The 22659-nt window shown below is 64.3% G+C and carries 24 protein-coding genes and 1 pseudogene; 16 read left to right on the top strand and 9 right to left on the bottom strand.

Annotation, left to right across the window (positions count from 1 at the left end; translation table 11 throughout):
- The first annotated feature begins 17 nt into the window (after positions 1-17).
- Both J0H39_10050 and J0H39_10045 read left to right on the top strand, forming a co-directional pair.
- Positions 18-959 (top strand): ABC transporter substrate-binding protein, encoded by a 942-nt coding sequence (locus J0H39_10050; GenBank protein ID MBN9497087.1) that lies wholly within the window; start codon positions 18-20, stop codon positions 957-959.
- Positions 956-2638: an iron ABC transporter permease gene (locus tag J0H39_10045; protein ID MBN9497086.1), complete on the top strand. Its 1683-nt coding sequence runs from the start codon at positions 956-958 to the stop codon at positions 2636-2638. The genes J0H39_10050 and J0H39_10045 overlap by 4 nt, the downstream gene beginning before the upstream one ends.
- Before the next feature lie 4 nt (positions 2639-2642).
- Here J0H39_10045 and J0H39_10040 read toward each other — a convergent pair whose 3' ends face one another.
- Positions 2643-3488, bottom strand: a complete 846-nt coding sequence (locus J0H39_10040; protein ID MBN9497085.1) for an SDR family oxidoreductase — start codon at positions 3486-3488, stop codon at positions 2643-2645.
- Between the two features lie 147 nt (positions 3489-3635).
- Between J0H39_10040 and J0H39_10035 the strand changes: the two genes are divergently transcribed.
- The 9 genes from J0H39_10035 (at position 3636) to J0H39_09995 (ending at position 11687) form a co-directional block, all read left to right on the top strand.
- Positions 3636-4214, top strand: coding sequence for a TetR/AcrR family transcriptional regulator (locus tag J0H39_10035; GenBank protein ID MBN9497084.1), 579 nt, complete (start codon positions 3636-3638; stop codon positions 4212-4214).
- Positions 4215-4221: 7 nt separating this feature from the next.
- Positions 4222-4509 (top strand): hypothetical protein, encoded by a 288-nt coding sequence (locus J0H39_10030; GenBank protein ID MBN9497083.1) that lies wholly within the window; start codon positions 4222-4224, stop codon positions 4507-4509.
- 87 nt (positions 4510-4596) lie between these two features.
- Complete coding sequence (locus J0H39_10025; GenBank protein MBN9497082.1) at positions 4597-5778, top strand: MFS transporter; 1182 nt, start codon at positions 4597-4599, stop codon at positions 5776-5778.
- A 32-nt stretch (positions 5779-5810) separates the two neighbouring features.
- On the top strand, positions 5811-6656 hold the full coding sequence (locus tag J0H39_10020; protein ID MBN9497081.1) for an amidohydrolase family protein: 846 nt from the start codon (positions 5811-5813) through the stop codon (positions 6654-6656).
- Between the two features lie 133 nt (positions 6657-6789).
- Positions 6790-7794 carry a TRAP transporter substrate-binding protein gene (locus J0H39_10015; protein MBN9497080.1) on the top strand — a complete coding sequence of 335 codons (1005 nt, stop codon included), beginning with the start codon at positions 6790-6792 and terminating at the stop codon, positions 7792-7794.
- A gap of 65 nt (positions 7795-7859) precedes the next feature.
- Positions 7860-8342: a TRAP transporter small permease gene (locus tag J0H39_10010; protein MBN9497079.1), complete on the top strand. Its 483-nt coding sequence runs from the start codon at positions 7860-7862 to the stop codon at positions 8340-8342.
- Positions 8339-9631, top strand: coding sequence for a TRAP transporter large permease (locus J0H39_10005; GenBank protein ID MBN9497078.1), 1293 nt, complete (start codon positions 8339-8341; stop codon positions 9629-9631). The genes J0H39_10010 and J0H39_10005 overlap by 4 nt, the downstream gene beginning before the upstream one ends.
- 9 nt (positions 9632-9640) lie before the next feature.
- Positions 9641-10687, top strand: coding sequence for a LacI family DNA-binding transcriptional regulator (locus J0H39_10000; protein ID MBN9497077.1), 1047 nt, complete (start codon positions 9641-9643; stop codon positions 10685-10687).
- 4 nt (positions 10688-10691) lie between these two features.
- Complete coding sequence (locus J0H39_09995; protein ID MBN9497076.1) at positions 10692-11687, top strand: hydroxyacid dehydrogenase; 996 nt, start codon at positions 10692-10694, stop codon at positions 11685-11687.
- Here J0H39_09995 and J0H39_09990 read toward each other — a convergent pair.
- Together J0H39_09990 and J0H39_09985 are read right to left on the bottom strand one after the other, a co-directional pair.
- Complete coding sequence (locus J0H39_09990; protein ID MBN9497075.1) at positions 11681-12163, bottom strand: hypothetical protein; 483 nt, start codon at positions 12161-12163, stop codon at positions 11681-11683. The genes J0H39_09995 and J0H39_09990 overlap by 7 nt on opposite strands.
- Before the next feature lie 690 nt (positions 12164-12853).
- Positions 12854-13519 (bottom strand): annotated as a pseudogene (locus J0H39_09985) (RNA pseudouridine synthase).
- Between the two features lie 52 nt (positions 13520-13571).
- On the opposite strand from J0H39_09985, the gene J0H39_09980 reads away from it, so the two are divergent.
- Positions 13572-14450 carry a DMT family transporter gene (locus J0H39_09980; protein ID MBN9497074.1) on the top strand — a complete coding sequence of 293 codons (879 nt, stop codon included), beginning with the start codon at positions 13572-13574 and terminating at the stop codon, positions 14448-14450.
- 4 nt (positions 14451-14454) lie between these two features.
- Here the strand turns inward: J0H39_09980 and J0H39_09975 are convergent, their stop codons facing one another.
- The gene (locus J0H39_09975) at positions 14455-14880 is read right to left on the bottom strand and encodes a hypothetical protein (protein MBN9497073.1); all 426 of its coding nucleotides are present in this window, start codon (positions 14878-14880) and stop codon (positions 14455-14457) included.
- Between the two features lie 68 nt (positions 14881-14948).
- Between J0H39_09975 and J0H39_09970 the strand changes: the two genes are divergently transcribed.
- Both J0H39_09970 and J0H39_09965 read left to right on the top strand, forming a co-directional pair.
- Positions 14949-15275, top strand: coding sequence for a DMT family protein (locus J0H39_09970; protein MBN9497072.1), 327 nt, complete (start codon positions 14949-14951; stop codon positions 15273-15275).
- Between the two features lie 328 nt (positions 15276-15603).
- Positions 15604-15846, top strand: coding sequence for a hypothetical protein (locus J0H39_09965; protein MBN9497071.1), 243 nt, complete (start codon positions 15604-15606; stop codon positions 15844-15846).
- 7 nt (positions 15847-15853) lie between these two features.
- Here the strand turns inward: J0H39_09965 and J0H39_09960 are convergent, their stop codons facing one another.
- Positions 15854-16396 (bottom strand): hypothetical protein, encoded by a 543-nt coding sequence (locus J0H39_09960; GenBank protein MBN9497070.1) that lies wholly within the window; start codon positions 16394-16396, stop codon positions 15854-15856.
- A complete protein-coding gene (locus J0H39_09955) occupies positions 16396-16914 on the bottom strand; it encodes a hypothetical protein (protein MBN9497069.1) in 519 nt (172 codons plus the stop codon). The genes J0H39_09960 and J0H39_09955 overlap by 1 nt, the downstream gene beginning before the upstream one ends.
- Positions 16915-17177: 263 nt before the next feature.
- Here J0H39_09955 and J0H39_09950 point away from each other — a divergent pair, with 263 nt between their 5' ends.
- Both J0H39_09950 and J0H39_09945 read left to right on the top strand, forming a co-directional pair.
- Positions 17178-17636, top strand: coding sequence for a (2Fe-2S)-binding protein (locus tag J0H39_09950; protein ID MBN9497068.1), 459 nt, complete (start codon positions 17178-17180; stop codon positions 17634-17636).
- A 15-nt stretch (positions 17637-17651) separates the two neighbouring features.
- Positions 17652-19859 (top strand): xanthine dehydrogenase family protein molybdopterin-binding subunit, encoded by a 2208-nt coding sequence (locus J0H39_09945; GenBank protein ID MBN9497067.1) that lies wholly within the window; start codon positions 17652-17654, stop codon positions 19857-19859.
- 16 nt (positions 19860-19875) lie between these two features.
- Here the strand turns inward: J0H39_09945 and J0H39_09940 are convergent, their stop codons facing one another.
- The 3 genes from J0H39_09940 to J0H39_09930 form a co-directional block, all read right to left on the bottom strand.
- Positions 19876-20244: a response regulator gene (locus tag J0H39_09940; protein ID MBN9497066.1), complete on the bottom strand. Its 369-nt coding sequence runs from the start codon at positions 20242-20244 to the stop codon at positions 19876-19878.
- A 158-nt stretch (positions 20245-20402) separates the two neighbouring features.
- A complete protein-coding gene (locus tag J0H39_09935; protein ID MBN9497065.1) occupies positions 20403-21446 on the bottom strand; it encodes an ABC transporter substrate-binding protein in 1044 nt (347 codons plus the stop codon).
- Between the two features lie 155 nt (positions 21447-21601).
- Positions 21602-22588 carry a threonine/serine dehydratase gene (locus tag J0H39_09930; protein ID MBN9497064.1) on the bottom strand — a complete coding sequence of 329 codons (987 nt, stop codon included), beginning with the start codon at positions 22586-22588 and terminating at the stop codon, positions 21602-21604.
- Between the last annotated feature and the right edge of the window lie 71 nt (positions 22589-22659).

Raw genomic sequence — 22659 nt, 5'->3', positions numbered from 1 at the left:
CAATCAAGGAGAAGACGATGATCCGGAAAATCCTTTTCGCCGGCGCGCTGTTGTTCGCGGCCAACCCCGCGCTCGCGGATATCACGGTCTACACCGCCGGGCCCGGCAGCTTGATCGACAAGATGGCCGAAGGCTTCACCAAGAAGACCGGCATCAAGGTGAAGACATTCCAGGCGACGACGGGGCGCATCATGGCGCGCATCGAAGCCGAGGCGGCGAACCCGGTCGTCGACGTGCTGATCTCCGCTTCGTGGGACACGGCGACCGACTTCGCCAAGCGCGACCGATTGCTCGCCTATACGAGCCCGAACGCGACGACGGTGCCTGCGTTCCTGAAGACCGAGACGGCCGTCGCGCAAGGCGTCTCGGCGCTCGGTATCGCCTGGAATCCCGGCAGCAAGACGCCCAAACCCGCCGAATGGGCCGATCTTACGAAGCCCGCTTATAAGGATCTGGTCAATCTGCCGGATCCCGCGCAATCGGGCTCGTCCTTCGAACTCGTCGCGGCGTTGCAGGCGCATGCGCCCGATCTGTTCAAGAACCTCGCCGCGAACGGTGCCATCGTCGCGGGCGCCAATGCCGACGCGCTGAACCCGGTGATGCAGGGCGCCAAAGCCGCGGTGTTCGGCGCGGTCGACTACATCTCGCTCGCCGCCAAGGCGAAGGGCGAAACGATCGACGTGATCTTCCCGGCTTCGGGCACGGTGATCGCCCCGCGCCCGGCGATGATCCTCAAATGGTCGAAGAACCAAACGGAAGCGAAAGCTTTCATCGACTATATGCTGTCCGACGAAGGCCAAAAGCTGGTCGCGGATACGTATCTGATCCCCGCGCGCGCGGACATCGCCGCCAACCGGCCGCTGATGCGCGATCTGAAACTGCTCGAGTTCGACGTCGAAGCGACGTATCGCCGCCGCGACGAAATCCTCAAGGACTTCGCCAAGAACTTCGCGAAGTGAGCGTTTCGTCCGGCGCCAGCGCGTTCGGCTGGAGTGCGGCGGCGGGGCTCGGCCTCGTCGTCGCACTCCCCGTCGCGTTCGTCGTTCTGCAAGCGATCTTTCCGGAGATCGGGGCAGGTTCCCTCGCCAAGCCCTTCGCGCATCTGCCGAAGTTGCTCGACGATCCCAAGCTGATCCGCTTGACCTTCAACACGCTGGCATTGGGCGTGGGAGTTTCGGCGCTGGCGGCGGCGATCGCCGTGCCGCTGGCGATTTTGCGCGCATTGTTTCGCGTGCCCTTCGCAAAGTTCTGGGACGTGGCGATGCTCGTCCCGTTCATGATCCCGCCTTACATCGCGACGCTGGGCTGGGTGATGACGTTACAGCCGCGCGGCTATGCCCAGCAGATTTTCGGCTTCCATCTCGGGCCGTTTCTGTTTTCGGTCTGGGGCATGGCGCTGGTCATGGCGCTGCACACGTTTCCGCTGGTCTATTTCGCCGTATCGCGGATCGTCGAAGCGATCGGCGCGCGCTGGGCCGATGTCGCGCGCGTATTCGGCGCGACACCCGGCCGCGCCTTTTGGCGCGTGACATTGCCGCTCGCCACGCCCGGTTTGGCGGCGAGTCTGTTGCTCGTCTTCGCCGCGACGATCGAGGAATACGGCACGCCGGCCACGTTGGGACGCCGCTCCGGCTTCGACGTGCTGGTGACCGAGATCGACCATCGCGTCGCCGACTGGCCGATCGATCTGGCGGGCGCGGCGTTCTTCTCGCTGATTCTGGTGGCGCTATCGCTCGCGGCGTTCCTGATCCAGCGCGCGATCGTCGCGCGCGGCAATTGGGTCACGACCGGCGGCAAACCTTTGGACAAAGATAAGCGGGCCCTCGGCGCCTGGACCGTGCCGGTCCTGCTGCTGTTCGCGACCGTTGCGACCGTCGCCACGCTGATCCCGCTGGGCGGTATTCTGGCGACGGCGTTGTCACGCACCGTGTCGGGCGGACTCGCCTTCGGCAATCTCGGCCTTCAGCATTTCGCGGCGATCGGCAATGACGGGGCGGGGGCGATGCGCGCGCTGACCACCAGCGTTACGCTGGGTATCGCGACGGCGCTGCTGACCGGCGCGCTTGGCTTGGGCACGGCCTATGTCGTGGTGAAGACGAAATTCCGGGCCCGCGCGTCGCTGGATATGCTTACGGCGCTGCCGCATGCCTTGCCGGGTGTGGTCGTCGCAGTCGGGCTGATTCTCGCTTGGAACCAGCCCGCTTTGCCGTTCACACCCTATGGTACGCCCCTTATCTTGCTGCTCGCCTATGCCTGCATTTTGCTGCCGCAGCCGGTACGCTACGCGACGGCAGCACTGGTCCAGGTCGGCGATAGTTTGGAAGCGGCGGCACGCGTCTCGGGCGCGAACGCCTTCGTCGCGTTCCGGCGCATCGTGCTGCCATTGATCGCGCCGAGCGTGATAACGGCGATGCTGCTCGTCTTCGCCGTCGCGACACGCGAGTTGGTCGCATCGACATTGGTGGCGCCGGTCGGTACGCAGACCGTCGCGACGTTTATTTGGAAGCAATTCGACCAAGGCTCGGTCGGCTTAGGCATGGCGATGGCCTTCGTCGCCATCGTGCTGACGACCATCATTCCCTTGATCGTGATCGGTCTCCTCGGCCGGCGCGAAACGCTCGCCGGCCGAGGCGTATGACCGATTAGGCGAGGGCGGCCTTGATCGTAACGGCGATCGGCGTCGTCGGCCGTCCGATCAGCCGCGACAGCGTGCGGCTATCGTCGAATAGCTGGCCCTTGGCCGCGTGGGCGTCCGCATCGGCGATCGCGTTGGCGAAACCTTCCGGCAGGCCGAAGGATTTGAGCGCGCCCGCATAGGCCGCCTGCGGCAGATCGTTGTAGGCGATCGTCTTGCCCGCCGCGCGCGACACTTCGGCCGCGAAATCGGCCATCGTGAACGCCGTATCGCCCGCCAACTCGTAGACCTTGTCGGCATGCGCCGCGTCGAGCAGGGCGACCGCCAGCGCTTCGGCGTAATCCGCGCGCGACGCCGTCGCGATCTTGCCCGTGCCCGACGCGCCGATGATGGCACCGTGCTCGACCGAGGCTTTCAATGCGCCGGTGTAGTTTTCGGTGTACCAGCCGTTGCGCAGGATCGTGTGCGCGACACCCGAAGAGGCCAGTGCCTTCTCCGTCGCCTGGTGATCGAGGGCGAGCCACATGCCGGACGCGAAGCCCTTCAGAATGCTGGTATAGACGATGCGCTTCACGCCGGCTTTCTTCGCGGCGTCGATGACGTTGCGATGCTGCCCGGCGCGATCGTTGAAATCGTTGGACGAGATCAGCGCGAGCGTCTCCACGCCGTTGAGCGCCGCCGCGAGGGTTTCGGGCTTGGTGTAGTCGGCCGCGCGGGCTTCGACGCCCAGATCGGCGGCCTTGGCCGGATCGCGCACGAGGGCGATGATTTTGGCGCCGGGGGCCCGACGTTTGAGGGCGGCGATGGCGAGGCGGCCGAGCTGGCCCGTGGCGCCGGTGATCGCGATGGTCATGTCTTTGCTCCTGGTTTTCTTCTGGCGATGCCGGGAGAGTTCGTTATCGACGCGGAAAAGGAAAGTAGGCACGCAGAAGTAAGTAGCGCTCGCGCGGGCAACTTTTGCCGTATTGACGGCATAGGACGATCGTCCTAAAAATTCTCAATGCCCCTTCAAACCCGCGCCGAAATCGTCGCCCGAGCCGACGATTTGTTCTATCGCCAGGGTTACGAGCGCACCTCCTTCGCTGATATCGCGGCGGCGGTGAAGATCTCGCGCGGCAATTTCTATTATCATTTCAAGACCAAGGACGAGATCCTGGACGCGGTGATCGATCTTCGCGCCGCGCGCACGCGCACGATGCTCGATTCCTGGGCCGAAGGGGCGGATACGCCGCGCGCGCGGATCGTCGCCTTCATCCGCATGTTGATCGATAACCGTACGACGATCATGCTCTATGGCTGCCCGGTCGGCACGCTGTGCGGCGAACTCTCCAAACTCGATCATGCCGCACAGAAAGGCGCCAACAAGATCATGGCGCAATTCGCCGATTGGCTGACGGCGCGTTTCGTCGAAGCGGGAAAACGTAAGAAGGCGCCCGAACTCGCGCGGCATCTGCTGGCGCGCGCGCAAGGCGTCTCGGCGCTCGCCAACGCGTTGCACGACGCGAAGTTCATCCGCCGCGAAGTCGCCGCGATGGAGAAATGGCTCGACGGCGAACTGAAAGTTCAACGGAAGAAATGAGGGGACGATGTTTCTGGTGACGCTGCGTTTCGGCGCGAACAAATCGGCCGCGCCGAAATTCATGGACGCGCATAACGCTTGGCTCAAGCGCGGCTTCGACGACGGCGTGTTTCTGCTCGCCGGCAGCCTCAAACCCGCGGGCGGGGGCGGGATCGTCGCCGCCGGAATCGCCCGCGCCGATCTGGAAGCGCGCATCGCCGAAGATCCGTTCGTCGCGGAGGAGATCGTCGTGCCGGATTTCGTCGAGATCGAGCCGGGCCGCGTCGATCCGCGTCTCGCATTTTTGAAGGCTTAATGCGCAAAAATTCGGCAAGGGCGGCGGAATAGCTGCAATCGAATTTTAGGTGTGCGCGTCGCGCGGTGCCGCCTCTATGTTCGCGGCATGTCGAACACCCCAACGGAGTCCGCGCCGGGCTTGAGCCGTACCGCCGCTTTTGCACTGGCCGCCGCCGCCGGCCTTGCGGTCGCGAATATCTACTACAACCAGCCCATGCTCGAAGTGATCGAGCGCGACTTGCCGGGGGCGGCGACTGCCGCGATCCCGACGGCCACACAGCTTGGCTATGCCGCCGGATTGCTGTTGCTCGTACCGCTGGGCGATATCGTCGAACGGCGCGGCTTGATCGTCGCGCATTTCGTGGCGCTGGCCGCAGCCCTCGTCTTCGCGGCGATGGCGCCCGGCGGCTTGGCGTTGGCGGCCGCGTCGCTTGCCATCGGGGCACTCGCGGCGGTCGCCCAGCAAGTCGTGCCGTTCGCCGCACATCTGGCGGGCCCCGCGAAGCGCGGGGCGGCCGTCGGCTTCGTGTTGTCGGGTTTGCTCACCGGTATTTTGTTGAGCCGTACGCTGGCGGGGTTCGTCGCCACGCATGCGGGTTGGCGCGAGATGTTCTGGCTGGCCGTCCCGCTGGCATTGGCGGCCGCATTGGCGTTGCGCTTTTTGCTGCCGCGGAGCGAGCCGGAGGCGCCGCTGCCCTATTTCACCGCGTTGCGTTCGATGGCGACGCTGTGGATCGAGTTCGCCCCCTTGCGCCGCGCGGCGTTGACCCAGGCCGCGTTGTTCGCGTGTTTCACGCTGTTTTGGACGGTGCTGCCGTTCCGGCTTGCCGCACCTGAATTCGGTTTGGGGGCCGACATCGCCGGGCTGTTCGGCCTGATCGGTTTGATCGGCGTGCTGGCGGCGCCGATCGTCGGCCGCTTCGTCGACAAACGCGGCTCCGCCGCGACCGTGTTGATGGGCGCGATCGTCACACTCGTCTCGTGGCTCGTGTTCGGCGCATGGGCCGCAATTCCGGGCATGGTGATCGGCGTCGTGTTGCTCGATCTGGGCCTGCAAAGCGCTTTGATCGCCAACCAGCATATCGTGTTCGCGCTGCGGCCGGCGGCGCGCTCGCGCATCAACACGGTGTTGATGAGCACGATGTTCCTGGGCGGTGCCGCCGGTTCGGCGCTGGGTGTGGCGGCATGGAACGCGGGCGGCTGGTTCTACGTCTCGGCGCTCGGTATCGGGTTCGGCATGATCGCGGTTGCGATTCAAATTCTCGCTTTCCGGCGCCGCGTGGCGTAGAGACCTCCCAATAAAGGGAGGAACACGACGTCATGAACGGAACCGAGAAGCCGCGCCTCGTCGCACCCGCGAATACGATCGACAGCCATATGCATCTTTACGATGCGGCGACGCCCGTGGCGAAAACGGCCGTCGTGCCGCCGCCGGTTTGGGCCAATGTCGAGGCTTATCGCAAGGTGCAGGCGCGTCTGGGAATTTCCCGCGCGGTCGTGGTGCAGCCTTCGGCCTACGGTCTCGACAATTCGGTCACGCTGAACGGCGTCGCGGCGTTGGGCCGCGACAAGGCGCGCGCGGTCGTGGTCGTCAACGACGCCACACCGGACGCGGAATGGCGCCGTCTTTCGGCCGCCGGCGCTTGCGGCCTGCGTATGCATATGCTGCCCGGCGGCGCGGTCGGGTGGGAGGATATGGCCTCGCTCGCCCGCAAGGCGGCCGATCACGGCTGGCATATGCAGATGCAGATGGATGGCCGCCATCTGCACGAGCGCGTCGATTTCCTGAAAACGCTGCCTTGCACGCTGGTCGTCGATCATGTCGGCAAGTTTCTGGAGCCGGTGACGATCGAACATCCCGGCTTCAAGGCGCTGGCGTCGCTGCTCGACACAGGGCGCGTCTGGCTGAAATTGTCGGCCGCCTACGAAGTGTCGCGCGCCGGTCCGCCCGATTTCCGCGACACCGGTGCGCTGGCGACCGAAGCCGCGCGTCTGGCGCCCGAGCGCATGGTGTGGGCCAGCAACTGGCCGCATGTGTCGAAACTCGCCGATCCGCCGGACGACGCCGGCGAACTCGACACGCTGCTCTATTGGATCGCGGATCCGGCGTTGCGCACGCGAATCCTGGTCGATAATCCCGCCAAGCTTTACGGCTTTACCGCCTGAGATCGCGTCCCGCGTGAAAAGCGGCTTGACGCTTTGTCGCTTTAGTGTACCGTTTTACTAAATCGTTTTAGTAAAGGCGAGCCATCGAACGGGAAGCGGCATAAGCCGCGACCGAAAAAAGGGGAGAAACGCAATGAACCGTAAATCGTTCCTTCGCGGCGTCGCCGCGGCCGGCGCTTTGGCGCTGGCGGTCCTGGCGCCGGACGTCGCCGTCGCCCAGGCCAAGAAGCAAATCAAGCTCTCGCACGCGACCGCCGTCGATCTCGGCAACGACAACCACATGGTCGCGTGGGTGATGCGCAACTACATCAACGAATACTCGGACACGCTGGACGCGCGCATCTACGGCGCCAACCAGCTGGGCGAGGAACGCGCGGTCGTCGAAGGCATGCAGCTGGGGGCCGGCGCCACGTGCCATATCGGCGGCACGGCGATCCACAACAACTTCGTGCGCCGCATGGGCGTGCTCGATCTGCCGTTCATGTGGCAGGGCTACGATCACGCGCACAAGGTACTGGACGGCGAAGTCGGCAAGTCGCTGGCCAAGGAATACGAGGCGCGCGGCATCAAGATCCTCGGCTGGCAGGATAGCTGGGGCTATCGCAACGTCGTGACGACGAAGAAGGAGATCAAGACGGCCGCCGATCTGAAGGGCCTGAAGATCCGCACCATCCAGACGCCGACCTACGTCGCCGCCCTCAACGCGATGGGTGCGAGCGCCACGCCGATGGCGTTCGGCGAGGTCTACACCGCGCTGCAAACCGGCGTGCTCGACGGGTTCGAACATTCGCCCCCGGTCGTGTTCACCGGCAAATACTACGAAGTCGCGAAATACGTGGCGCTGACGGGGCACCTGTTCGGGCCGACGGTTACGGCCTGCTCGATGCGCGAATGGCAGAGCTTCACCGACAAGGAGCGTCAGGTTCTGGCCGAGGCCGCGAAACTGGCGCAGGACGTGAACCGCAATCTGTCCGCGCAGCGCGACGCCGAAGCGATCGATCTGCTGAAGTCGAAGGGCATGATCGTCACGACGCTCGACAAGGCGCCGCTGGTGACGGCGGCGGCCCCCGTGCAGGACGAACTCGCCAAGCAGATCGGCGCCGAGGATCTGCTGCGCATCATCCGCGCGACGAAGTAACGAAACGGCGGCCGGCGCGGGGACGATTCCTTCGCCGGCCGTTCCGTCTTTTCGGGGATTTTCCGATGCGTGCCGTGCTCACCGCCGTCGACCGCGCGATGGAATTCGCGCTGTTCGCGATCTTCCTGGCCTTCTCGCTGGTCGGGGGCTTGCAGATCTTCAACCGTTTCGCGCTCGGCCTGCCGCTGAGCTGGAGCGAGGAGTTCCAGAAATTCGGGCATGTGTGGATGGTGTTCATCGCCATTCCCGTCGCCTATCGCAAGGGTGCCCATATCGGCATGGACGCGATCTTGACGCGAATGCCGCAGGGCGTGCAGCGCGCCATCGCGCTGATTTCGGAAATCATGTGGTTGATCATGGCGATCGCGATCGGGGTCTTCACCTTGCGGCTGATGGAAGTCGCTAAGTTCCAAGACAGCCCCGGCCTCGGCCTGCGCATGGATTGGGTCTATGCGGGAATGGTGCTGGGGGCCGCGTATCTCGCGCTGATCGCCGTTCGCCGCATCGTCGCGTTCTTCAAGCCTTCGCTCGCGGAGACGCTGGCATGACACTCGTCCTTCTTTTCGCGCTGCTGCTCGGCCTGATCACCGTCGGCATTCCGATTCTGCTGGTGATGGGCGTCGTGGGTTTGGTTGGCATGCTGACGCAGCCCGCCTTGGTGCCCGCCCTGTTCCCGCAGAAAATGTTCGCGATGCTGGATAATTTCAGCCTGCTCGCGCTGCCGTATTTCATTCTGGCGGGCGAGTTGATTTCGCGCGGCGGCATTTCCAAGCGTCTGGTCGAATTCGCCGAAGCCGTCGTCGGCCATTGGCGCGGCGGTTTGGGCCACGCCTCGATCGTATCGTCGATGGTGTTCGCGGGCGTGTCGGGTTCGTCCGTCGCCGACACCTCGGCGATCGGCTCGATCCTCGTGCCCGCGATGAAGTCGCGCGGCTACAAACCCGGTTTCGCGGCGGCGTTGGTCGCGTGCGCGGGCACGATCGGCGCGATCATCCCGCCGAGCATGACGATGATCGTCTACGGCTCGATGTCGAACGTGTCGATCGGCGGTTTGTTTCTGGGCGGCATCATTCCCGGCATTCTGATCGGCATCGGTCTGATGATCGTCGTGGCGCTCTATGCGCGCCATCCCGATTTCCCCGAGTTGCGGCGCACGACCGGCAAATTCATGCTGATGGTCGTGGTCAAAGCGGCGATGCTGGTGTGGCCCGCGTTGCTGGCGCCCGTGCTGGTGCTGGGCGGCATTCTGGGCGGCATCTTCACCGCGACGGAAGCGGGCGTCGTCGCGTGCTTCTATGGCTTCTTCATCGGTTTCTTCGTCTACCGGACCGTGAAGCTGCGCGACCTGCCGGAGATCTTCGTCCAAGCCGGGATCACCACGGCGCTGGTGTCGGGCATCATCGGCGTGGCGGGCGCGTTCGGCTGGCTGCTCGCCTATCTCAATTTCAACGATCTGGTGCTGAACGCCATCGGCTCGGTCGCGGGGACGCGCATCGCCGTGCTGCTGATCATGATGGCGATCATGCTCGTGCTCACGATGTTCGTGGATTCGATGGCGATCCTGATCATCATGATCCCGGTCGCGGTCATCATCGGGCGGAAATTCGGCATCGACGATTTCCACCTCGGTCTGCTGATGGTGATGGCGACGCAGATCGGATCGACCACGCCGCCCGTGGCCGTGCTGCTGTTCGTCGCGACCAGCATCGCGGGTTGCAGCTACAACGAAACGGTGCGGTATTGCTGGGCCTTCATCGCGGCGGAAGTCGCCGTTCTGGTCCTGGTGATCCTGATCCCCGAACTGGCGACGTGGATTCCCAGGATGGTTCTCGGCTAGAACGGTTCCATGTCCAACATCAACGATGTCGCAAAACTGGCCAAGGTTTCCATCTCGACGGTATCGAACGTCCTGAACGGACGCACCGGCCAGATGAGCGAAGCCACGCTGGAACGCGTGCAGCGCGCGGTCGAGAAGCTCGGCTATCGGCCCAATCAGGCCGCGCGCCAGTTGAAGACCGGCGAGGCGTCGATGATCGGGCTGCTTGTCCCGTCGCTCGGGAACCCGAGCTACGGCGTCGTGGCGCGGGAGATCGAGCTCGCGGCGCTGGACCGTTACGGCTATCGCGTCGTCGTCGCCAATACCTACCGCGATCCCAAGCACGAACGCGCTTTCATCGACGACATGGCGGCGCAAGGCGTGCGCGGCGTGATCGTGATTTCGTCGCTGTCGGACGAAAGCCATCTGGAGGAGCCGGCCGCGCGCGGCATGGTGGCGGTCAGCTACGACAGCCACTCGCGGCGCAACGCGCGCCCGCTGCTCGATTACGTGTCGGCCGACAACGTCGCGGGCGCCAAGCAGGCGGTCGAGTATCTCGTCTCGCTCGGCCATCGCGCGATCGCGTTCCTGACGCCGGGAAGCTGGACGTTCAGCCGCGAGGAAAAGCGCGATGGCTTCGCGGCGGCGATCGAAGCGGCGGGTGCGCGCGGCGTGATCATCGAGGGCGAGGTGACGCCGGGCTACGCCGACGCGGAAATGGCGGAGCTTGGCCAAAGCCTCGCCAAGAAGCTGTTGCGTCATCGCGCCAAACCGACGGCGGCGATCGCGATCAACGACATTATGGCGATTGGATTGATCGCTGGCTTGAAATCGGAAGGCCTGTCGCTGCCGGCCGATATGTCGGTCATCGGCATGGACGGCATTCCGCTGGGCGCGTTCACCGCACCGCCGTTGACGACGGTGAAGCTGCCCGTGCCCGAACTCGCGCGAACGATGGTCGATCGGATCATGCTGCGTTTGAAGAAACCCGAAACCACGCCGGCCGAGTTCCGTTTCGCGCCGTCGTTGCTGGTGCGCGGCTCCGCCGTTCCGCCCGCGAAATCGAAGCGGAGCTGAGCCGATGCGCATTCTGCTGACCCATACGCCATCGTTCCGCGCGAATTACTACGGCGACGAAGCGCTCGCGCGTTTGCGCGGGGCCGGCGACGTCGTCCTTCACGACAGCGAGACGCCGCTCGACCCGGCAGCGTTGATCGCCGCCGGCAAGGGGATCGACGTGATCGTCAGCGACCGGCAGACGGCGGCGCCGGGCGAAGTCTTCGCGGGCCTGCCCGATCTCGCCGCCTATGTCCGCTGCGCCATGGATATCCGCAATATCGATGTCGAGGCGGCGTCGAAAGCGGGCGTGCTGGTCACGCGCGCGACGGCGGGGTTCATCGATTCCGTCGTCGAGCTCGGTATCGGCATGATGGTCGACCTTGCGCGCGGGGTCAGCGCGGCGACGAACGCCTATCGCGCCGGGAAGGCGCCCGTCGTGCGCATGGGACGGCAATTGGCGGGTTCGACGCTGGGCGTCGCCGGCTTGGGCGCGATCGGACGGCGCTTGGCCGAAGCGGCGGTCGCCTTGCGCATGAACGTCATCTTCAGCGATCCCGAAACGAAGACGCCGCCGCCGGGGGCCACGCAAGCTCCGTTCGACGAAATGCTGGCGAAATCGAATTTCGTCGTGTGCCTCGTGCCCGCGACCGAGGCGACGCATCATCTGTTCGACGCGGCCGCGTTCGCGCGGATGGGGAAGGGCGCTTACTTCGTCAATCTCGCGCGCGGCGAACTAGTCGACGAGGCGGCGTTGGAAGCGGCCCTGGATCGCGGTCATCTCGCCGGTGCCGCGATGGATGTCGGCATGGCGCCCGATCAGATGCCGATGATGCGTTTGGCCGCGCGTGCCGATGTGGTCGCGACACCGCATATCGGCGGGTTGACGCCGCAGGCGATCGCGCATCAGGCCTTCGACACGGTGCGCCAAGTCGAAGCGCTGGCCTCGGGCAAGATGCCCGATCTCGCGGTCAATCCCGCGCGCGCGACGCGGCTCGCGCGGTTGGGTGTTCGTTACTGATCGCCGGTCCAGGCCTGCCGCGTGTAGGTCGTCAGCGCCAGATCGATATCCAGCGCGATCGCCTTGGTGATGGCTTGCAGCACCTGCGCCATATCCATCGAATGGTAGTGCAGGGCGGCGAGGCGGATCAGCTCGCAATGGAAATAGTTGTAGCCGGCGATATAGAGATACGGCGCCACTTTGCGCTTGTAGTGGATGGCGCCGATGCGGATCGATTGATCGACATATTCGTCGTTGAAATTGCCCGCGAACAGCAAATCCCAATGCCGGCGTTGCGCGGGCTTTAGATGTTTCTCGATGTCGTAATCGCGGAAGATGGCCGACGTCGCGGGCATCTGAAGGACGAATTTGTAGAATTCGGCGATCAGGTCGTCGAGATTGGCGACGACCAGCGGATGGAACGCGCGCAAATTTGCGATCGTCGTATCGGTGATATTGAGCAAATGAATACGCTTGCGCAGATCGAATGCTGGCATCGGCGCCCCTCCCAAGGCCGCGGAAACCAATCACCCTCGAACGTTATGAAAATATAATACAAAAATTGGACAATAAAACAACCGCCGGCCTTGCGACCGGAGGTTCTATCAAAGCGTGTCGCCGGATCGGATCGCGGGCTACACCGGCATCAGCTTGCGATGCGGCTCCGCCGGCAGATCGACGGCGATGGGATCGCCCGACGCGATGCGCCCGCCTTTATGCACGATCGCCATCACGCCCGCTTTGCGGATCAATTCGCCGTTTGCGTCGCGATCGAGCACGGCTTCGGTCAGGCCCTTTTTGAAATTGTCGAGCTGCGCGCAAGGATTGCGCAGGCCCGTGATCTCGATTTCCGGCCCGCCGGGAAAGCGCAATCGCGTGCCTGTGGGCAACGCCAAAAGATCGAGACCTTGGGTCGCGATATTCTCGCCGATATCGCCGGGCTTGATGTCGAAACCCTTGGCGCGAAGTTCGTCGAACAATTCGGAATGGATCAGATGCACCTGGCGCAGATTGGGCTGCGTGGGATCGCGCGCCACGCGGCTGCGATGTTTGACCGTGACGCCCGCATGCCCGTCGCCCGCCACACCTTCGCCGGCGATCAACTCGATCTTCGTCGTCGCGATCTTCGAGAAATTATGGCCGGGCGCGGCGGCGACCGCGACGACACGGCCGCGCGGGCCGTCCTTCCAGCCGCAGGCGCGCATGTTTTCCTTCATATGGTCGGGCACGGGCGCTTCCGTCTTGATCGGTTCGCGGCGGGGATAGAGCGGGATCTTCAGCGCGCGCGCGTGAAGCTGCAGCGGCAATTCATTCGCGCGCGTCGCTGCACCGCCATAGATCGGATCGCCCAGGATCGGGCAGCCGATCGCCGCCATATGCGCGCGCAATTGATGCGTGCGGCCGGTGCGCGGTTCGAGGGCGAGCCACGTCATGCCGTCGCCTTCGCCGATCGTCCGGTATTCGGTGAGCGAGGGCTGCCCCTTCGCGTCGATGCGCATTTTCCAGCCGCTGCGCTTGGTTTCCTTCAGCAGCGGCAGATCGACCTTGCCGTCTTTTTGCGGCGGCCGGCCGACGACGATCGCCCAATAGGTTTTGCGCACTTGGCCGTCGGCGAACAGCTTGCCGAGCTTGGCCAGCGCCTTGCGATGTCGGCCGAGCGCGAGGCACCCGCTGGTGTCGCGGTCGAGGCGGTGCGCGAGTTCGGGATCCTGCGGCAGGCCGAAGCGCAGCTGCCTTAGGTATGTCCCGAGATGGTCGCCACCCGAGGCGCCGGCATGCACCGCGATCCCGGCGGGTTTGTCGATCACCAGCAAAAGCGCGTCGCGATAAAGAAGTCGGGATTCGAGGTCCATGATCGCCGGGAACCTACACCGCGCCGGTGCCGTGGGGTAGGGTGGTTTCGAAATGGACTCCACCGCGACGAAGAACGACGCGCTCGGCGCCGTCTATATCCTGACCGGCGCCGTCAGCTCGGCTTTCGGCGCGCTCGCCCTCAAGCATCTGGGCGACGAACTCGGCTGGGGGCAGCTTGTCGTATTGCGTCACGCCGTGGCGCTGCCGTTTTTCCTGCCGTTGTTCTGGCGTTCGGGCCCGCGCTATTTCATTACCAAGCGGCCGCTGTCGCATCTGATGCGCGGCGCCTTCGGCGCGTTCGGCTTCATCCTGTTCCTGCAAGCGCTGATCAATATTCCCGTCGGCGACGCGGTGACGCTGTCCTACACCACGCCATTCTGGTCGCTGGGGCTGGCGGTGATCGCGTTCGGCGAACGGTTCGGCCCGGCGCGCGTGCTGGCGACGATGGTGGGGTTCACCGGCGTGGCGCTGATCGCGCGGCCGGGATCGTCCGATATCGGCGATCTGTGGTTCGTCGGCGTCGCGTTGTTCTCGGCGTTCCTGACCAGCCTCGCGATGATGATGGTCAAGCGCCTGTCGGCCAGCGAGCCGCCCGATCGCATAGCCTTCTGGTATTTGTGCACGGGCGTGTTGTGCGGCGTGCCGTTCGCGCTGTTCGATTGGCAGCCGATCGCGTTCGCGCATCTGCCGTGGATCGTGGCGATCGGGGCGTGTGCGGCCGTATCGCAATGGGGCCTGTCGCGCGGCTATGCGATCGGCACGTTCTCGAAAATGGCGCCGCTGGCCTTCGCCCAAGTCGGCGTGGCGACGTTGGGCGGCGTGCTGATGTTCGGCGAAGTGCCGCGCTGGACGACGCTGGCTGGCATGGTGCTGATCGGGATCGGCGCGGTGTGGGTCGTGCGCGATCGGTCCGACCGGTCGCGGGACTGAAGCGTCACTTCCAGACGAGTTCTTTGACGCTTTTCTTTTTCGCGGGCGCCGCGGCGCCTTCTTTCGGACGGCCGATCGTCGGCGGGGCGATGATCTTGACGCCCGGGCCCGGCGGCGGCGTGACCGTGCGCGGCGTGGCGGCACGCGGCTTCGCGTCGCCGCCCAGGCGGCCGAGAATGCCGGACATCGTCATACTGGTCTTGTGCTTATGTGCCTGGCCTTCGGCCGTTTCGGCGACGCGCTTGCGCTGATAGACGGGCAGGGAGTCGAAGGTCCGCTTGGCGCGATCAATGTTGATGCCGGTCGGCCGCTCGGCCGCCAGCTTCACGAATTGATGGATCTTGGAGTGTTCGCCCAGGATCTGCCCGACCGAGCTCGCCAAAATCTGCAGAGCCGTCTTATCGACGGCGGAGGTTTCTTCCGACTCCATCGATCGATAGTGTACCAATAAGTGATGGTTATTCAACGCCGTTCCGGTGCAGAAAGGCTCCCCCACGAATGCTCACGATCGCTTTGTTGATTTGCTCGAACGTCTTCATGACTTTCGCGTGGTACGGGCATCTCAAATTCCCCAACGCGCCGCTGTGGCAGGTGGTTTTGATCAGCTGGGGCATCGCGTTCTTCGAATATCTGCTGATGGTGCCGGCCAATCGCTGGGGCTATGGCCAGTTCACCGGCGCACAACTTAAAACCATCCAGGAAATCGTAACGCTAACGGTGTTCGCGGGTTTCGCAGTGTTCTGGCTCGGCGAGACGTTGAAATGGAATCACCTGGCCGCGTTTGGCTGCCTCGTCGGCGCCGCGTTCTTCATGTTCTGGGAATAAGGCACTTCAAAAGAAAAAGGGCGGATGCCCGGGACCAACCTGGCATCCGCCCGTGAGGCTCGGCAGTTCGGCCGTAAGGAGAGACCGTGGCCTGCGAGACCAGAAGGGACTTGAAAGGGCTTGGGGCGGAGAGGAGCCTCGTTCCACAAGATGTCCGTCAAGTTCGATACGGATTTAGCTATAAATTTAGGTAAAGGTCAATAAGTTTTTATAGGGAATCTTTGGATTCAACGTCGATCGAAATCCTATCTATATTTTATAAATAGTTACGATGCATTTTTAATCTAAAAACTTGGCCTTCCATGCGGCTGTCGCGATAACATGCGGCATGGTTATCCGCGTTTTGGTCGCCATACTCGGTGTGTTGCTCGCGCCGCCCGGCTTTGCCCAGGCGCCGCCAAAGACCATGGCCGATTGCCAAAAGCTCTACGACACGGAGCTCAAAAAGGCCGTGACGGCAACGCAGCGGAATCTCCGCGAAAGCCAGCACCGTGCCGGTATCGCCAAGCTGCGCTGCGAACGCGCGGTCGAACGCAAAATCTTCCAGGACAAAGCCAAGCAGAAGCGCTGAGCGACGCTCAATCTTCCTTATCGTCGAAGCGCAGCAGGCGCGGCGCCTTTTCGATCACGACTTCCAAAATCTGCTCGGCGGCGACCAGATCGGCGCGCGTGCGCTCGTTCAAGCGACCGATATAGCGATCGGTCTCGATCCGATCCTTGGCGTGATAGAGGCTGCGCAGCTCCGACTTGAACACGTCGCGGGCACCCAACGGCATCTCGGTCTTCTCCGACAGGATGCGCAGGAAATGAAGCGACGCGCTGACGATCGACGACAGCATGAACGCCGTCAGCTCGTCGAATTTTTCGGCGAGCGCTTCCGCCTTCTCGTCGCGCATGCGCTTCAACTTGTATTCGATGACGATGGCGAGCGTGTCGAAATCGTCGACGACTTCGCGGAAGTTCAGATAGGCGTGATACTTGTCCTGGCTTGCGTCGGCCGAGGCTTGGCGCGCCGCCATGATGACGCGCGTGGCACCTTGTTCCAGCGCCGTCAGCATCTCGCGGATCTTGGCGAGTTGGACTTCGTTTTGTTTGGCGACGTTTTCGGGTGTTATCAGCATCAGGCGTCCTCGACGACGCCGAGCTGCAACAGGCTCGGCGCGCGCTCGATGATGAGGGAGAGGATTTCCTCGGCCGTTTCGATGTCCTTCGCGGCGCGGCTCGAGATTTTCGTTTTGTACCGATCGAGCTCGAGCAATTGCTTGACCCGATAGATCGATCGCAACTCGCCCAGAAGAATATCCTTCGACCCGAGCGGCAGATCGTTCTTCTGCGACAGGATCCTCAGGAAGTGCAGGCTGGTTTGCAGCGTCGCGGTCAGCATGAAAAGCTGCAATTCCTCGAATTGCCGCTCCAGCTGCGTGTCGCGTCCGCCGCGCAGATTTTTAAGCCGGTATTCGATGACGATGGCCAGCGTATCGAAATCGTCGCAACGGTCGCGGAACGCCGAATAGGCGTGCCATTCCTGCTCGCTGATCTTGTTGGAGACGAGCTTGGCCGCCTCGATCACGCCATCCGCGTGACCTTCGAGCGCCGCGAGGAGCCCCTCGACCTCGGCGCGCGTATGTTGCTGAGTCACCGTTTTTCCGGCCATAGCGGCAGAATGGCGGCGGACGCGGCGGGGCGCAACCAGTTTGCGACTTTCGCGAGCGTCCGGAATTCCTTCGCGAATCCGCCCGCGTGGCAAACGGCTCTTGAAGCCGCGCACGCGCATACCGATCTTGCCCGGTAACGGCCGCGCGGCCCAGGCTCGAACCATTCCCCCGATCCCCTTCGACGCGCGCCGATATTCGAAATCGCAAACAGGATTCCGGCCGTTTCGGCCGGGCAGGAGGCTCGATTATGCAAATGCAGCTCGACATCAACGGCCGCAAGATCGCGGTCGACGCGCCCCCCGATATGCCGTTGCTGTGGGTGCTGCGCGACCAGCTCGGCATGACCGGCACGAAATTCGGCTGCGGCATGGCCCAATGCGGCGCCTGCACGGTCCATCTCGACGGCCAGCCGGTGCGCGCGTGTCAGACGCCGGTCGAAACCTCCGTCGGCGCAAAGATCGCGACGATCGAAGGCATCACCGACAAGATCGCGACTGCGATCCGGGCGTCGTGGGTCAAACTCGACGTCCCGCAATGCGGCTACTGCCAATCGGGTCAGATCATGTCGGCCGTGGCGCTGCTGCGCGAAAACCCGAAGCCGAGCGACGACGACATCGACGCGGCGATGCAGGGCAATCTGTGCCGCTGCGCCACCTATCAACGCATCCGCGCGGCGATCCATGACGCCGCCAAGTCGCTGGCTTGAGGGGGAGGGCGCAACATGACCTTCATCGACAAATTCTTCGCCAAGCGCGCCACGGCCGCTTCCTTCCGCCCGACGCGCCGCCAATTCCTGGTCGGCACGGCCGCCGCCGGCGCGGGGCTGACGATCGGCTTCCCGGTTTCGGCCCAAGCGCCGGCCGCCGCCGCCGTCCCCAACCCCTTCGCGGGCTATGTGCGCATCGGCACCGACAATGCGGTGACCGTGCTGTCCGCGCATATGGATATGGGACAGGGCGTCTATAACGGCATCGCCACGCTGGTCGCCGAGGAGCTGGGGGCCGATTGGTCGACGATCCGCGTCGAAGGCGGCAGCGGCAATCTCGCCCTTTACGGCAATGCCGCCTGGGGCGGGGCGGCGCAAGGGACGGGCGGGTCGACCGCCATGTCGTCGTCCTGGGAACGTTATCGCAAGGCGGGCGCCATCGCGCGCACGATGCTGGTTTCCGCCGCCGCCAAGGCGTGGAATGTGCCCGCGTCGGAAATCGCCGTATCGAAAGGCACGTTGTTCCATGCGGCCAGCGGCCGGGGCGCCACGTTCGGCGCCTTCGCCGACGCCGCCGCGAAGGAGCCCGTGCCCCAGAACGTCGCGCTGAAATCGCCCGCGGAATGGACGCTGATCGGCAAGCCGGGCCAGCGCCGCTACGACAGCGCGCCGAAGACCAACGGCACGCATGATTTCACGATCGATCTGCGCTTCCCGGGCATGTTGATCGCGACCATCGAACATCCGCCGGTTTTCGGCGGCAAGGTCGCGTCGGTCGATGCGACGGCCGCGAAAGCCATCCCCGGCGTGGTCGATGTGGTGACGATCCCGACCGGCGTGGCCGTGCTCGCGCGCGATACCTGGGCCGCGAACAAAGGCCGCGAGGCGCTGCAAATCGTGTGGGACGAAACGTCGGCCGAGAAGCGCAGCACGGCCGAATTGCGCGCCGAGTATCTCGCCGCGCTGGAAGTGCCGGGCACGCATGTCGCCGATACGACCGGCGATGCGCAAGCCGCGTTGGGCCGCGCGGTCAAAACGATCGAGGCGACCTACGAGTTCCCGTATCTCGCGCACGCGGCGCTGGAACCGCTCAACGCCGTCGTGCGGCGCACGGGCGACACGATCGAAATCTATGGCGGGCACCAGATCCCCGATCTCTATCAGGGGCTGGCCGCGCGCGCGGCGGGCACGACGCCCGACAAGATTTCGATGCGTATTATGAAGACCGGCGGCGGCTTCGGCCGGCGCGCGGTCGGCGACGGCGACGTGGTGATCGAAGCGGTCGAGATCGCCAAGGCGATCGGCTTCCGTGCCCCCGTGAAGCTGCAATGGACGCGCGAGACCGATATGGCCGGCGGGCGCTATCGCCCGATGTATATGCACAAGGTCAAGATCGGGATCGACGCGCAAGGGCGGCTCGCCGGCTGGCATCATCGTATCGTCGGCCAGTCGATCCTAAGCGGCACGCCCTTTGCGGGCATGATCCAGAACGGCATCGACGTCACCTCGGTCGAAGGCGTTGCGCACACGGTCTACGCCATTCCCGATCGGCGCGTGGAACTGACCTCCACCCAAATTGGCGTGCCGGTTTTGTGGTGGCGTTCGGTCGGCCACACGCACACCGCCTACGCGATGGAGACGGCGATCGACGAGGTCGCGACGGCGACGGGCAAGGACCCGGTCGCGTTGCGCCGCGAATTGCTGGCGGGCAAGCCCAAACATCTGGGCGTGCTCGAACTCGTCGCGCGCCAGGCGAAGTGGAACGAGAAACCGGCCGAGGGCATCTATCGCGGCGTGGCGGTGCATGAAAGTTTCGGCACCACCGTCGGCATGGTCGCCGAGATCCGCATGACGAGTGCGACCGAATTCAAGGTTGAGCGCGTCGTCGCGGCGGTCGATTGCGGCATCGCGATCAATCCCGATCAGGTGCGCGCGCAAATCGAAGGCGCCGTGGGCTTCGGCCTCGGTTCGGTCTTGCGCGAGAAACTGACGCTGGAAGGCGGCAAGGTCGTCGAAACGAATTTCGACCAGTACCGCCCGTTGCGCATCGACGAAATGCCGAAGGTCGAGGTGCATATTGTTCCATCGAACGCGCCGCCCACGGGCATCGGCGAACCCGGCGTGCCGTTGATCGGCCCGGCGGTCGCCAACGCCTATGCGGCCGCGACCGGCAAGCGCATCCGCGCCTTGCCGTTCGAGACCGCGTTGGAAAACGGCGTGTAGTTAGGCGGCGCCCAAGTTAGGCGGCATACGCGGCGACGACGTCGATCAAGCGGTCGATCGAGACCGGCTTGGCGACGTAGTCGCTGCAGCCCGCGGCCAGAATACGCTCGCGATCGCCGCGTAACGCATAGGCGGTGATCGCGACGACGGGAATGTCGCGCAACGCGGGGTCCAGTTTCATTTCCTTGGCGACGTCCACGCCCGAGCGGCCGGGCAGGTGGATATCCATCAGCACGAGATTGGGTTGGCCTTGGCGCGCGGCGTCGATCGCCGCTTCGCCGTCGCGCACGCGCAGCGTCGTGTAGCCTTGCGCTTCGAGCACATCGCCGAACAGCTTCATGTTCAGCGGATTGTCTTCGACGATCAGAACGGTTTTGCAGGCCATCGGGTGCGTGACGCTCGGGGGACGTAGTAAATATTCCCGTCAGCCTACACGGCACCTATGGACGATCTCTTAACGGCGCGTAACCATATGTAATTCCGAACGAAAACGGCCGGCGGGTTTCCCCGCCGGCCGCGTCGCTTTCGGCTTTCGATCCGGATTTAGGTCGGGATCTTGCGCAATTCCGCCGGCGGCAGGAAGGCATCGGTGTAGATCAGATCGTTCGGCGGCACGGGCGTCACGTTGAACGCGTCGCACAGGCCGGCGATGTTGCGCGTGAGACGCGCTTGATCGACATGGCCGATACCGTTGGCGCGCGTCGTCGGCGTCGAGATCGACTGCTCGAACACCATCTGGTAGCGCGGCAGCTCGACTTCGGGCGAGTTCAGCGGCTGGCGGCGGACGGCGGCCGCGACCGAAGCCTTCGGGTCCTTGATCATTTCCTGCATCGAACGCGCCGTGGCGCGCGCGAAACCGGCGGCGACCGTCGGATTGGCGGCGAGCCATTCCTTCTTCGCGAAGATCGACGAACCGAACAGGTCGATACCGGCGGTCGCGTACTGGATCCAGGCGATCTGATCGAGCGGCACGCCCGCGCGGACCATGTTGAGGGCGACCGACGACACGAAGCCCGTCGCACCTTGCGCTTCGCCGCGCACGACCAGCGTTTCGCGCAGCGGGAAGTCGATATGGCGCAGCGTGACCTTCGACATATCGATGCCCGCAGCCTTGGCGAACCACGGGAACATCTGACGGCCGGCGTCGGGTTCCGGGGCGGCGAGCGTCTTGCCTTCGATGTCCTTGGCGTCCTTGATCGCGCCCTTCTTGAATACGATGCCGTGCTGCAGAAGGTCCCAAATCACGAAGAACGCGGTGACCGGCGTGGCCGGGTTGGTGGCGGTGAAGCGCGCCATCGTGCCGAAATCGCCGAAGCCGATGTCGTAGGTGCCTTGCGCGACGCGCGTCACGGCCTGGCCGGAACCCGCACCGCCATCGACCTGCACGTCCAGGCCTTCGGCCGCGTAGAGACCCTTTTCGACCGCGAGCAGGAAGTTCGATTGCGGGCCCCAGAAATCGACGTCGAGCGTGAATCGCACGCGGGTACGCGCCTGGGCGAGGGCGGGGGCCGCCAGCTTGAACTGCGCCGCGGCGGCCGCGCCAGCGACGCCAAGGCCGAAGGTGCGGCGTGAAATCTTCCCGGTCATGCTTGGTTTGCCTTTCGGTTTATGGGTTCGGACGGGCGCCGGCGAGAGTCCGGCGTCATTCCGTAGCCACCGATAAAGCAAACCCAGGGCCAGCCCGTTGCTGGGCCCATTTCGTATACTTAAGCCGATTTCTGCCTAAATTTTACCCGCCGTGCTTACGCGGCGAGCGAAAGCGCATCGACGAAGGTCGCCGGATCGACATTGCCGCCCGAAACCACCGCGACCACCGTCTTGCCCTTGATCGGCAACTTGCCGGCCAAAACGGCCGTGGCGGCGACCGCACCGCCCGGCTCGGCGACGAGTTTGAATTCCTGGAACAACGTCGCCATCGCGCGCTTCACTTCCTCGTCGGTCACCGCGAAACCGCCTTTGAGCAGCTTGCTGTTCAGCGCGAAAGTCATCTCGCCGGGCGTGGGGGCGAGCAGCGCATCGCAGATCGAGCGCGCGTTGGGGTCGTTCTTGATCCGCGTGCCCGCTTCCAGGCTGCGCTTCGTATCGTCGAAACCCACGGGCTCGGCCGAATAGACCGGCACGCCGGGCAGGGTGCCCGACAGCGCCAGTGCGGTGCCTGAGACGAGGCCGCCGCCGCCACAGCACACCACGACCGCATCGGGCGTCACGCCCATCGCCTGACATTGCTGCGCGATTTCCAAGCCGATCGTGCCTTGGCCCGCGATGATGTTGGGATCGTCGTAAGGCTTCACGAGCGTTGCGCCGTACTTGGCTTGCAGCTCCAAGCCCATCTTTTCGCGATCCTGGGTGTAGCGATCATAGGGCACGACGGTCGCGCCGAAGGCCTTGGTGCGCGCGATTTTGATCGCGGGCGCGTCTTCCGGCATGATGATCCAGGCGGGCATGCCGAGCATTTGCGCGGCCGCCGCGACACCTTGCGCGTGATTGCCCGACGAGAACGCGACGACGCCGTTCTTGCGCTTGTCGGCCGGGATTTGGCTGATCGCGTTATACGCGCCGCGGAACTTGAACGAGCCCGTGCGTTGCAACGGCTCCGCCTTCAGCAGCAACCGCCCGCCGAGTTTGGCGTTCAGCAACGGCGCTTCCAGCAGCGGCGTTTTGACCGCGAAACCTTCGAGCCGCTTGGCGGCGGCAACGACGTCGTCGAACACGGGCAGGGCCATCTTCATCCTCGCTATAATCGGACGCGCGAGAGTGGCGCGCGGCAGGGGCCGCGATCAAGGGCGAACATGTCGCCCGA

This window comes from Alphaproteobacteria bacterium, assembly GCA_017308135.1.
GTDB lineage: Bacteria > Pseudomonadota > Alphaproteobacteria > CACIAM-22H2 > CACIAM-22H2 > Tagaea.
Note: the sequence above shows the minus strand (reverse complement) of the source record. Positions and strands in the feature narration are given on the sequence as shown.